Raw genomic sequence first — 12,669 nt, 5'->3', positions numbered from 1 at the left:
AGTTGGATACAAAGCAAAAAAACAGGCTTCCCTCCCGTGAGAGGATAGCCTGCTTTTACTAGGTCATTTCTTATCTTCTTGGATCAAACGCTCGGTTTCATCGAATTCCGCTTCGATTTCAGCGTCATGCTTGTAAGTCATCAAGCTGACAGCCCATGCAACCAACCAGCTGAGGAAAAAGCCTGGAATGATTTCATACACGCTGCCGATGAAGTTCGTCAGGTCAGTGGCACCTGCATCTTCAGGGACAGTTCCCACAAGATCCCAGATGATGACCGTGATGGCACCCACGATCATGCCGGCGAGCGCACCTTTAGAAGTAAGCTTGCGCCAGAACAGGGCGAGCAAAATGATCGGGCCGAAAGCGGCACCGAACCCTGCCCATGCATAAGCGACCAATCCAAGAATGGTATTGTTCTGCTCCCATGCGAGTGCTGCGGCGATGACAGCGATGACAGCTACGGCGATTCGGCCGAGCGTGACATAGCCTTTATCACTGGACTCTTTCTTGAAGGCGATTTTATACAAGTCTTCAATCAATGCAGACGAGCTGACGAGCAATTGAGACGAAATCGTACTCATGATCGCTGCCAAAACCGCCGCCAGGACGAAACCTGCAACCAACGGATGGAACAATACCTGGCTCATGTCCAGGAATACCGCTTCCGGGTCAACCAGGGTCGCATTTGGGTTTTGCTGGAAATACGCAATCCCGATCAATGCTGTGCCCGTGGCGCCAAAGAGGCTCAGAATCATCCAGCCCATGCCGATGCGGCGGGCGGTCCGGACTTCCTTCAACGTTTTAATGGCCATAAAACGGACGATGATATGCGGCTGCCCGAAGTACCCAAGGCCCCACGCTACGGCAGAAATGACGCCGATGGTGGAAGCCCCTGAAACCAGGCTCAACATATTCGGGTCGACTTCCCGGATGCTCGCTGCCGTTTCACCGAATCCGCCCGTAACGAAAATCCCGACGACCGGCACTGCAATAAGCGACAGGAACATCATGATCCCTTGCACAAAATCCGTGTAACTGACGGCGAGGAACCCGCCGAACAAAGTATAAGCGACAACTACCACAGAACCCACGATGAGGCCGAGGTGATAATCCATTCCGAATGAGCTCTGGAAGAACAATCCAGAAGCTACCATGCCGGATGAAACGTAGAATGTGAAGAAAATCAAAATGATAATACCTGAAACAATCCGCAAGAGGCGCGAACGGTCTTTCAGGCGATTTTCTAGGAAGCTTGGAATGGTGATGGAATCACTGGTGACAAATGAGTAGATCCGCAGACGAGGCGCAACAAAGAACCAGTTCAGGAAAGCACCGATCGTTAACCCGATGGCGATCCAGACTTCCACGAGACCTCCGACGTAAATCGCTCCGGGCAATCCGAGCAAGAGCCATCCGGACATATCGGATGCGCCGGCGCTGAGAGCCGCTACGGATGGTCCGAGACCCCTTCCCCCGAGCATGTAATCGGATAAGTCGGCTGTCTTCTTATACGCATACCAGCCGATGAACAGCATAGCCGCGAGGTACACGAGTAAGGCTATGATTTGATAAGTTGTATCTGTCATGACATCTCCTCCTTTATTAAACACTTTAACATACTGAGCTTAGATGAAAAGGGGGCGATTGCGTTTTATTTCCTATTTAAATGGGGATAGAAAGGCAAGGAGGCGATAAATATGCCGTGGAATAAGAATGATTACCCAGATTCCTTCAAAAATTTGGATGAAAATGTCCGCAACAAAGCCATCGAGATTGCCAATGCGCTCTTGCGTGACGGTTATGAGGAAGGGCGTGCCATCCCGATTGCTTTGGACCAGGCACGCGATACCGTCCAAGGAGACAGCGAAGCCCCGGTGTATGAAATCCGCAAACACTCAGAAGGCTGGCAACTGAAGAAGAAAGACAGCAAAAAAGCCATCCTCATCGAGGAAACGAAGGATGACTTGATGGATGAAGCGAAGCGTTACGTCAACCGCAATAACGGGGAACTTCATATTTACGCAGAAGATGGCTCGCTGCAGGAAAAATTATACGATTGACCAATCAAAACAGCAGGACAGGAAAAGCGGCCGCTTTCCTTGTCCTGCTGTTTTTCGTTCAGCTTTTTTCACGGTAACGCGCAATGGCTTCGATCCGGTTGCTCGCTTCAAGTTTATCAAGAATCGTGGAAATGTAATTGCGCACAGTGCCTGTCGTAATGAATAGCTCTTTGGCGATTTCTTTCGTGCTGCGTCCTTCAGTGATCAATTCCATCACTTGCCGCTCGCGTTCAGTCAGTGGATTGCTGCCAGCATAAGCGAGGTCGACAAGTTCCGGCGCATAGATCCGGCGTCCGTCCATGATGGTGCGGATCGAGGCCCCCAGCTCTTCGCTCGGGCTGTCTTTCAGGAGATATCCGCTGACCCCCGCTTTCCGCGCCCGCTCGAAATAACCTGCCCGGGCGAACGTCGTCAGGATGATGGTTTTACACGGGTGGTCTTTCAAGGCTTCCGCCGCATCCAGGCCGCTCTTGACCGGCATTTCGATGTCCATGATGCAGACGTCCGGGTTCAGCTCCTCAACCAAGTTGATCGCTTCTTCCCCATTCGATGCCATCCCCACCACTTCCAAATCGTCTTCCAGATCCAATAAGGAACCAAGTGCCCCGAGCATCATGCGCTGGTCTTCCGCCAGTACAATTCGAATCATGTATTTCTCGCCTCCATATCTTGATAAAGAATGACATTCGGTACGCGGATGTTCAAAGTCGTGCCGTCCATGACTTCAATATCGACTTGCCCATTGACGAAGTCCAATCGTTCGCGCATTCCCGCAAGCCCATTCCCTTGAAGTAGGGGATTGCCTTCCGGGAACCCGACGCCATCATCCTGCACTTGCACAAGGATTTCATTCGGCGTCTGCTTGATCAACACGGTGCAGCGGGAAGCTTCACTGTGTTTGACGATATTGGTGACCGCTTCCTTCAAGCACATGCTCAGCACATGCTCCATCAACAGTGGCGTATTGTTGAGCTTAGCGCTGCCGTAGAAAACGAAATCGATATCCGCGGCCTTCAGGATTTGCTGGATGCGCAACAGCTCGTCTTCAAGTTTCGTCCCGCGCATATCCGTCACCAGTTCCCGCACTTCCTTCAAGGCAGTGCGTGCAGTCTGGCGGACATCCTGGATCTCAGCAGCTGCGCGTTGCGGGTCTTTATTAAGTAGTTTCCCGGCTAAATCACTTTTCAAGCCGATCAATGATAATTTTTGGCCGAGCGTATCGTGGAGATCGCGCGCGATCCGTTCGCGCTCCTCGATCAGCACAAGCTGTGAAATCCGCTTATTGGCGTCTTCCAGTGCCCCTTCAAGCTTTTCACGTTTATGCCGGTTGTAGGTATTGAACGGCAATAAGATAACGCCGAGTACACTCAGGATGATGAACGGCAATTGCGTCATGTACAAGTTGAAGTCGACAAGCAATCCGTAGATGATCGCAGCGATCGTCGCCCCGATATGCAGCCCATAAATAATGAAAAAACCGACTTTGCTGCGGATATTGCCTATGAAAAATGCCAGGAAAATCGCCAAGTAAACATAGCCGAATAAGAAGATCATCGCGATGTTGATGACCATCTCGACGCTTACCCATAAATACACAAGAAACGAATGGGAACTGAACGACAGACGATAAGCGATGAAAAACGCCACCAATAAGATGATGCCTGCCGCAATTTCAGGTGGAGATGATGAACGAAAAATGAAAAAGAATGGCAAAATGCAAAAGATTGTCCATGCATAGATACTTAACCATGTGTTGCGGGGAAAAATTTGATACCAGTTTTGCATAACTGCCTCCTAAGGTTTCTTTCCTTTCATCATACCAAAGCTCACGGACAAAGAGAAAATCTGTGGTCATAACCCCGGTTTCCAAAAGAAAGAACTGCCCTTCCCTCTAGGATGAGGCAAGGACAGTTCCGTTTTACTGCTGTGCTGTTTCAGAGTTGCCAAGCAAATGCTTGATGTCGCCGAATGTTACGAAGGTCTTGTTTTCTTCGTCGTACACTTTGTACTTCAAGGATTTCAAGCTTGTCTTTAAATTGATGGTCGTCGCTTTTTGAAGCGGCGGAGTGGAAACATGCGCTTTTTCCAAATTGTAGTTCGGGACGCGCGGGCTCAAGTGATGCACGTGGTGGAATCCGATGTTTCCAGTCACCCACTGCAGCACTTTCGGCAATTCGTAGTACGAGCTGCCTTCGATGGCCGCTTTCACATAATCCCATTCGCTTTCATCTTCAAAATAGGAATCTTCGAACGTATGCTGGATGTAGAACAACCAAATGCCAAGCACGCCAGCCGTGAACATGATCGTTCCCTGGATCAGCAGGAATGCCTGCCAGCCGATCGCCAAGATCATGACGGTGTAAAGGACGACCAGTGCAGCATTGATGAAATACGTATTGTTGCGCTCTTTTTTGCGCGCATCTTTGCGGTTGAAACGGCTCGAGATCAACACCAGGAATAACGGCCCCAACCCGAACATTACGAGAGGGTTGCGGTACATGCGGTACTTGAAGCGTTCCCACTTGGAAGCCTCCAAATACTCATCGATCGTCATGACCCAGATATCGCCGACTCCCCGTTTGTCGAGATTGCCGCTCGATGCGTGGTGGATAGCATGCTCGCGTTTCCACTTTTCGTATGCGAAAAGCGTCAATATACCGGTAATCGTGCCGACGACCGCATTCGCTTTTTTGCTTTTGAAGAATGACCCGTGTGTGCAGTCATGGAAAATGATGAACATGCGGACGACAAAGCCTGCCGCGATGATGGAAATTCCCACTGTCAGCCAAACGGATACATCCAGTGCGAGATATGCTAAAAACCAAAGAATGAAAAATGGGGGGATGGTATTCATCATTTGCCGGACGCTTGCTTTAACATCCGCCTTTTCAAAAGGGGCGACAAATTTGCGTAATTGTGCTGTCTTTTCCTTGCTCATGTCTTGTCTTCCTCCTAGAATGGGCATGCCCATCAATATACTTGTTACTCATCATATTACGCCGATCGGCCATCATGCATAAGACATAAACGCCTGTTTATGGGCATGACACCTGTCATGGTTTTTGCTTTTTCCATAACTTTCTAAAAGCAAGGAAAACGTGTATACTTACATATATGCAGAATAATCTGAATAGAGGTGAACACTTATGACAGGACTGGTAACCGTCATCATGGTCTTTTCCATCCCACTTGTTGGCATCTGGACAGACTATTTAACATCCAAGAGGAAAATGCATCAGCGCGCCTTGGAAACGGAAGTGGAACTCGAAAAGCTCAAGCACGACAATTACGTCATCGAAACCCAGAAAATGCGCTTGGAACTCGAGCAGATGAAGCTCGACGATGCCCTGAACAATCAACCGCTCATAGCCGAACGGCAAAAAGACGCGTCTGCATAGACGCGTCTTTTTCTGCACAGCTTCCGAGACACTTAAACGAAAACTTGCTCTTCTATTTTCTTCAAGCCGTAGAAATAACCGCGACGGGTCATCAATTCCTGGTAGTTGCCTTGTTCGATCAAGCGGCCATCCTCCAGCACCAGGATGTGGTCCATGCTTTCAAGTCCCGATAAATCATGGCTGATGATAACGAACGTGTCCTGTGGATGTCGGGTGAACAGCTCGCTGTAAATGGACTTGGCGGTAACACCGTCAACCGATGAAAACGGTTCGTCCAATAGCCATAGCCTCTCGCCTTTCAGGAACGCCCGCGCCATCGCCAGGCGCTGCTTTTCGCCGCCCGATAAATTCCGGCCCTTTTCATAAACTGGCGCAGCCAGCTCCAAATGACTCAAGTGTACAAGTTCGAGCGCTTCACGCAATTGTTCCGCATCCGCCTGCTCATTCGCAATGCGCAAATTGCTTTCGATGGTCCCTGAAAAGAAATGGTTCTCCTGAAGCACCACGTTCATGCGTTCCCATACGTTTTCCGGCCGCATGCCGCTAAGCGTTTCATTTCCGAAGCGGATGTCGCCGCTCTCCGGCACTGCCACTTTCAACAATAGCTGCAATAAGGTCGACTTGCCCGAACCGCTTGGCCCGACAATCGCCGTTTTCGATCCTTGAGCCAACTGGAAGCTGACGTCATCGAGCGACAAGCGGCTATCATCCGGATAGCGGTAGCTTAAACGGTCAACCTGAATATCCACTGAACCCTCCGGCATCTCTCCCACACTGTTATCCGGTTCTTCATCCACCACTTCTTCAAGCCTGCGCGCAGCAATCCGGCTTTCCTCGTAATACGCCGGAAGTGCCGCAAGCGGGCCGACATTCTCAAATGCCCCGAGCGACACCATGACAAGCATCGCTAAATACAGGCCGGACAATTCCCCGGTGGACACGAAATACGCCCCGATCGCCAACACAAGAAATGAAGCCAGGAAAGCGACCAGTGCATTCACCGACTGGACACGGTTTTCTTCAAGCCCTTCATTTTTCTGGGCTTGTTCATAACGGTGTGCCACTTCCTGTAACTCCACGCTTTTTTGATCGAGCGCCAAATGGATTTTCAAATCCTTGAACCCGTAAAGAAATTCCGCCGATGCAGCCGCAAAGGCCCCGCGGGTTTCTCCGGTCGCATGCGTTTTCTTCCGTCTCCGGAGCGCGAAGAACGCGGGCAGAAGAACGACCACAAAAATGGCGCCCCCCAAGACGGCCAATGCCATGGGCAGCGAATAAAACGAAGTGAAGAACACGGTCGCCACTAATACCATGCCGACGACGATCGGTGGATATAACACGCGCAGCAAGAAATTTTGCAAACTTTCCACATCGCCCACGATGCGCGACAGCAAATCACCGCTCTGGTGGCGCTGGAAAATGCCCGGCGCGAGCGGTGCCAGGCGCTCAAAGAAATTGCCGCGCAAATGGCCGAGCATCGTGAACGTCGCGCGGTGTGAAAACAGCCGTTCCGCATAGCGGGTAATGGCTGCAGCAAATCCGAATAATTTAAGCGATGCTGCCATGACCACCAAGGTCGTCATTTGCGCAGTCAAGGCCGCCTTGGATATCAAATAACCGCTCGCCCCAAGAAGGGCAACACCCGCAAGCCCTGCCAAAAAACCGAATATCACGGCAAGGGCGACGTCCCGTTTTTCCTTCAGCGTCAGTAAAAAAACCGTCTTCAGTTCACCCATGCCCGTGTACCTCCTTGTTGCGCCTCGATCATGTGCCGATAAGGGCTGAAGCTGCCCATCAACTGTTCATGCGTGCCGATGGCTTCTACCCTTCCTCCATCCATGACGAGAATGTGTGATGCGTTCCGGATCGTATGCAGGCGATGTGCAATCGTGACGACTGTCGCTTCTTTTGACAGCTCTTCAATCGCTTCTTGCAGCACTTGCTCCGTGTGCAGGTCGAGCCCTGCTGTCGGCTCATCGAAAAATAGCACTGCCGGCCTTTTTAGGAATGCCCGCGCGAGCACAATCCGCTGCTTTTCACCGCCGGACAACCCGCGCCCTGCTTCACCAATCATCGTGTCGAAGCCTAAAGGAAGCGATTCGACCAATTCCAGGACACCCGCTTTCTGTGCTGCCTCCATCAATCGTTCTTTCGCCACGGGCTGTTTCGCCCCGAGTTCGATATTTTCTTTAATGGTTCCTGCAAATAAATAAGGGTCTTGCGTAATATAGCTCACTTGCCCGAACCATTCGTCTTCACTTACTTGTTCTTGCGGCAGGCCATTGATCAGCAACCGTCCGCTCGCTGCGGGCAACAACCCGGCAATGACATTCATCAAGGTGCTTTTGCCGGAGCCGCTCGCTCCGACCAGTGCGGTGGACGTTCCCGCTTCGAGTTTGAACTTTACCGGCTCCAGTTGAAATCCTTCCCCGTACTGAAAACTCACTTGTTCCAAAGCCAACTCAACCGGTGCATCGACTGGGGATTCGCCCCATACGACGGGCCGATGGTTTTTCGCCAATTCTTCCGACAACAATTCAGCAGAAGCCGCACTTCCTCTCGCTGTGTGAAAGGCACTGCCGAACTCTTTCAATAAATTAAAGAAATCCGGAACAAGCAGCATGACGAGAAACGCCGGGAAAAACGTGATGCTGTCGAAGACGACGAGGCGCAAGCCGATTTCGAGCGCGACAATCCCGATGCTTAGCATGGAAATGTATTCGAGTGTCAAGGATGACAGGAACGCTGATTTCAAGACTTCCATCGTTGAATCGCGGAATTTCAGGCTGTTGTCGCGGATCGTCTCGCTCTGCCGCTTCGCCTGGCCGAATAAGCGCAAAGTCGCCAATCCTTGCAGGACATCGAGGAATGTGCCTGAAAAACCGGCCAATTGCTCCACTTTTTCGTCGGCTTTCTGTTTCGTCCTCTTTCCGACAATTGCCATGAACAGCGGGATGAACGGCGCCGTGATGAGGATGATCAACCCGGTCGTCCAGTTCAAGTAGAAAATCACCCCGAGCAGCATGAGCGGGATGGTATAACTTTGGATCATCTGCGGCATATACTTGCTGAAATAGCCATCTGTGTCATCGACCGCCTCGAGCAGCAATCCGACTTTCCTCCCCGACTGCCCGGCAATCGACCCTTGCAGGGGATTTTCTTGATACGCAGCGATCAATTCACGCCGCAAGTTGCGCCTTGCTTCTATAGACAATGCGACGCCGGTCCGGCCGATCGCATAACTTGCGCCAGCCCGCAGCAAAATGACCCCGAGCAAAGCGCCAAGGACAGGCAGCACTTCCTCAAACGAGGCGGCTTTGAGGAATACGGCATCAGCCACCCAGACAAAGAATAAAGCCTGCCCGATCATCGCAAGCCCCTTTGCCAATGAGGCTAGATACAACAAGCGTATGCGGTTGTGCTGGCTGTAAGCCATCTGCTTTAAGCTTCCCATTACCATCGCCCTTTCTTTCACTTACTTTCATTATAAAGGAGCTTCAATGAGATTCCTTTGGGGACGCCCGCCCCGACAGCCATTTCCCGGGAAATTGTTACAAAACGGTTCACATTTCATAAAGAAAAGCCACACAGCAAGGCTGCATGGCTGACATAGCGATTCAATCACATCTATTAAGCTTTTTTCCCGGAAGCCTGGAGAATGACAGCATGTAACCACTTGGCATCTTTTTGGATCTTCCTTTTCAATGGGGCATCCAGGCATACTTTATACTCTGCCTTCAATTTCTTGAGTTCATGTTCAAAAACCGCTATTTCCTCTTTCATGATCATGGCATAAACATCACCTTCCGACACTAGCGCGAGGATTACGCGTGTGATTCTATACCTAAACCTGTACCCGTTATCCCACGCATTACTCCCTTCTTTTGATAAACGACATCATTTTTTTACCTAAATGGATAAGAGCAGCACCGAATAGATGGACATCCCTATTACAAAAGCACTTAAACTGCTTTCCCGCTCTTCCGGCAGCTCTTCTTTCAAGACGTTCAAAATGACCCCTCCCGCGATCAAGGCCATGAGGAATGCAATGACCAGTTCATGGACTTCCGTCATCCAGCCGATTCCCCAGCCTGCCACGATCGCTGCAGCGAGAAGCCATCTGCCATAACGGTCATATTCACCTTTGTGCGCTTCCCTAAGACCCTTGTCATTGGTGATGAAATGAACGCCGAGCGCAATGAAAAACAGGGCCATGCCGACCACGCCTTCATACTCCTCACGCATCATCAAATAGCCAATGACGCCGTTATACATGGCGAAGGAACCGATATGGATCCAGAAAACGCCCGATGAGGATTTGCCTTCCGCTGTCCGGCGCTTTGAATTTTTCACCATTTGTTCCAAACCGTAGAAAAGGACCAGGCCGGCCATGGCCACCAGATAGATATGATTGCTCAGGAATCCTTCCCCGGCGCCCCCGAACTCTTCATGCACCTCTTCCTGGAATTCACCCAATTCAGGCAATAAGTGCAGAAATACATAGGCAACGGAAATGCCGCCGGCAATCGACAGAAACCGGCTGCGCGGAACGGCTTTCAGGAAATTCATGTTTTTCGAAAATAGGTGGATGAAGACGAACCCGGCGACAAACAACAAGCTAAGCCATTCCAAGATATCCCTCCTCGACTAAAAAAGGCAGACAGGCGCATTCGCCCGTCTGCCAGCATTCGCCTTAGTGGCGTATGATTTTCAATTACCCGTTCAAACCGTTTTTAACCCAACCCGCAACTTGTACGGTACGCTTTGCCTGGTGCTCGACCGCCCCTTGCACATCCTCGACCATATTATTGTCTTGATCGACACTCACGCTTGTGCCGTAAGGGTTCCCGCCCGCTTTGAACAGCACTTCGTCTGTATAGCCAGGCGCCGCGATGATCGCTCCCCAATGATGCATCGTCGTATAGACAGCCAAGACGGTCGCTTCCTGTCCGCCGTGAGGGTTTTGCGCGGAAGACATGGCGCTTACCACTTTATTGGCCAATTTGCCTTGCGCCCATAAGCCGCCGGTTGTATCGAAGAACTGCTGTACCTGCGAAGGGACATGGCCAAAGCGCGTCGGTACGCTGAAGATGATCGCGTCCGCCCATTCAAGCAAGTCATTGTCCGCTTCCGGTACATCCTGCGTTGCTTCATAATGCTCTTTCCATGCCGGATTCGATTCGATCGCTGCCATCGGGGCATTCTCTTTCACTTTTGCCACTTTCACTTCCGCACCCGCTTGTTTTGCGGCTGATTCTGCCCATTGCGCCATCTGATAATTGGTTCCTGTCGAGCTGTAATAAATGATCGCTAAGTTTACGTTGCCCATTCCATACCCTCTCCTTTATCGATTTGCTCCGTGGCTTCAGGAAAATATCCTATGTTCAAGATAACTTCTTTTACTAGTGTGCCCTAATCCGAAAGACATTAAACTTTTTTCTGGATATGGGCGACTATGAACAAAAGAATAAGGTGGATCCATAGACGGCAAAAAGCCAGATGAAAGAACTCTTTCATCTGGCCATTGTCTGTTTAATTCACTTTTTCAGCGATTTCTTCCGACATCTCCCGCAACTTGAACTTCTGGATTTTCCCGGAAGCGGTCATCGGGTATTCGTCGATGAATTCAATATAACGCGGGATCTTATGATGGGCGATCTTCCCTTTGCAATACGCGCGTAATTCTTCCGCATCGAGCGTCTCGCCGTCTTTCAGGATGACCCACGCCATCAATTCTTCCCCATATTTCGGATCCGGTACGCCAACGACCTGGACGTCCTGGACGGATGGATGCTGATAGAGGAATTCTTCGATTTCGCGCGGATAGATATTTTCCCCACCGCGGATGACCATGTCCTTGATGCGCCCCGTGATCGAGATATAACCATCTTCATCTTCTACCGCGATGTCGCCGGTATGCAGCCAACCTTCGGGATCGATCGCTTCTTTTGTCGCTTCTTCATTTTTGTAATAGCCTTTCATGATCAAATAGCCTCTCGTGCACAATTCGCCCGGTATGCCTTTAACGACTTCTTCGCCGCTTATCGGGTCGATGATCTTCACTTCCACATCGTCATGCGGCTTGCCAACGGTGGCGACGCGCTTCTCGATGGCGTCGTCTTTTCCGGTCTGGGTGATGACCGGCGATGATTCCGTCTGGCCGTAAGCGATGGTGATTTCACTCGCGCCCATATCGCTGATGACTTTCTTCATCACTTCGATCGGGCATGTCGAACCAGCCATGATGCCGGTTCGCAAAGTCGACGTATCGAATGATTCGAATTCGGGATGGTTGAGTTCCGCGATGAACATCGTCGGCACGCCGTGAAGCGCCGTGCATTTCTCGTCCTGTACCATCTGCAGCACACGCTTCGGCTCGAATTGTTCCGCGATGACCATCGTCGTCCCATGCGTTACCGCCGCCAAAGTCCCGAGCACGCAGCCAAAGCAATGGAAAAACGGCACCGGGATGCACAGGCGGTCGGTTTCATCCAAATTCATCATATCACCGACGAGGCGCCCGTTATTGACGACGTTGCGATGCGTCAGCATGACCCCTTTCGGGAAACCCGTCGTCCCGGATGTGTATTGGATATTGATGACATCGTCGGGCGCCATCGAATGGAATCGCTGTTCGAGCTGTTCATCCGAAATTCCCTTCGCAAAATCCTCGAATTCACTCCATGTATAGATGCCCGGATAGCTGTTTTCACTCATGACAATGACGCGTTTCAGATGTGGCAGCTTGGGTGAATCAAGTTTCCCCTTTTCTGATTCGGCCAGCTCCGGACACACTTGATTCAATACTTCAATATAATCCGTTCCTTTGAATTCCTCCCCAAGAATTAAAGTCGTGGAATCCGATTGCTTCAATAAATACTCCAGCTCATTCGCCTGATAGCTGGTGTTGACGGTGACCAGCACGCCGCCCATCTTGCCCGTGGCGTATTGGCTGAGCAGCCATTCGCGTTTATTGTCGGACCAGATGGCGATGTGCTCGCCTTTTTCGACCCCCAGCCCCATGAACGCTTTCGCCAGCGCATCGGTCTCGCGGTCAAATTCCGCATACGTTTTACGGATGCTTCTTTCCGGATAGACATATGCTTCCGTCTCCGGATACTGCCTTGCTTGCTCCCGGACGATTTCCCCTACTGTCTGATCGAGAATTGCCATTTCCTTATCCCCCTTGTTGAAAACGTTTTCACTACAT

At 50.8% G+C, this 12,669-nt stretch carries 11 protein-coding genes; 2 read left to right on the top strand and 9 right to left on the bottom strand.

Annotated elements, in window-relative coordinates:
* Positions 1-63: 63 nt before the first annotated feature.
* Positions 64-1,587, bottom strand: coding sequence for a sodium/proline symporter PutP (gene putP / locus BBI15_RS02410; RefSeq protein WP_068871927.1), 1,524 nt, complete (start codon positions 1,585-1,587; stop codon positions 64-66).
* A gap of 111 nt (positions 1,588-1,698) precedes the next feature.
* On the opposite strand from putP, the gene BBI15_RS02405 reads away from it, so the two are divergent.
* A complete protein-coding gene (locus BBI15_RS02405; RefSeq protein WP_068871925.1) occupies positions 1,699-2,061 on the top strand; it encodes a DUF2188 domain-containing protein in 363 nt (120 codons plus the stop codon).
* 58 nt (positions 2,062-2,119) lie between these two features.
* On the opposite strand, the gene BBI15_RS02400 is transcribed toward BBI15_RS02405, so the two are convergent.
* The 3 genes from BBI15_RS02400 to desA all read right to left on the bottom strand — a co-directional run bounded on the left by BBI15_RS02400 (position 2,120) and on the right by desA (position 4,999).
* Complete coding sequence (locus BBI15_RS02400; RefSeq protein ID WP_068871923.1) at positions 2,120-2,710, bottom strand: response regulator transcription factor; 591 nt, start codon at positions 2,708-2,710, stop codon at positions 2,120-2,122.
* Entirely contained in the window at positions 2,707-3,846 is a 1,140-nt protein-coding gene (locus BBI15_RS02395) for a sensor histidine kinase (RefSeq protein WP_068871921.1), read from the bottom strand. The genes BBI15_RS02400 and BBI15_RS02395 overlap by 4 nt, the downstream gene beginning before the upstream one ends.
* A gap of 133 nt (positions 3,847-3,979) precedes the next feature.
* Complete coding sequence (gene desA / locus BBI15_RS02390) at positions 3,980-4,999, bottom strand: Delta(5) desaturase DesA (protein WP_068871920.1); 1,020 nt, start codon at positions 4,997-4,999, stop codon at positions 3,980-3,982.
* A 208-nt stretch (positions 5,000-5,207) separates the two neighbouring features.
* Between desA and BBI15_RS02385 the strand changes: the two genes are divergently transcribed.
* Positions 5,208-5,459 (top strand): hypothetical protein, encoded by a 252-nt coding sequence (locus BBI15_RS02385; RefSeq protein ID WP_068871917.1) that lies wholly within the window; start codon positions 5,208-5,210, stop codon positions 5,457-5,459.
* Positions 5,460-5,491: 32 nt separating this feature from the next.
* Here the strand turns inward: BBI15_RS02385 and cydC are convergent, their stop codons facing one another.
* The 5 genes from cydC to BBI15_RS02360 all read right to left on the bottom strand — a co-directional run bounded on the left by cydC (position 5,492) and on the right by BBI15_RS02360 (position 12,632).
* Positions 5,492-7,195: a thiol reductant ABC exporter subunit CydC gene (cydC, locus tag BBI15_RS02380; protein ID WP_068871916.1), complete on the bottom strand. Its 1,704-nt coding sequence runs from the start codon at positions 7,193-7,195 to the stop codon at positions 5,492-5,494.
* Positions 7,183-8,913 carry a thiol reductant ABC exporter subunit CydD gene (gene cydD, locus BBI15_RS02375; protein WP_068871913.1) on the bottom strand — a complete coding sequence of 577 codons (1,731 nt, stop codon included), beginning with the start codon at positions 8,911-8,913 and terminating at the stop codon, positions 7,183-7,185. Before cydD ends, cydC begins: the two co-directional genes overlap by 13 nt.
* Positions 8,914-9,368: 455 nt before the next feature.
* Positions 9,369-10,091, bottom strand: coding sequence for a ZIP family transporter (locus tag BBI15_RS02370; protein WP_068871911.1), 723 nt, complete (start codon positions 10,089-10,091; stop codon positions 9,369-9,371).
* Between the two features lie 82 nt (positions 10,092-10,173).
* The gene (wrbA, locus tag BBI15_RS02365) at positions 10,174-10,788 is read right to left on the bottom strand and encodes an NAD(P)H:quinone oxidoreductase (protein WP_068871910.1); all 615 of its coding nucleotides are present in this window, start codon (positions 10,786-10,788) and stop codon (positions 10,174-10,176) included.
* Between the two features lie 203 nt (positions 10,789-10,991).
* On the bottom strand, positions 10,992-12,632 hold the full coding sequence (locus tag BBI15_RS02360) for an AMP-binding protein (RefSeq protein WP_068871908.1): 1,641 nt from the start codon (positions 12,630-12,632) through the stop codon (positions 10,992-10,994).
* Positions 12,633-12,669 lie beyond the last annotated feature (37 nt).

The organism is Planococcus plakortidis (assembly GCF_001687605.2).
Taxonomy (GTDB): Bacteria; Bacillota; Bacilli; order Bacillales_A; family Planococcaceae; genus Planococcus; species Planococcus plakortidis.
This window is presented reverse-complemented; position numbering and strand designations above follow the sequence as displayed.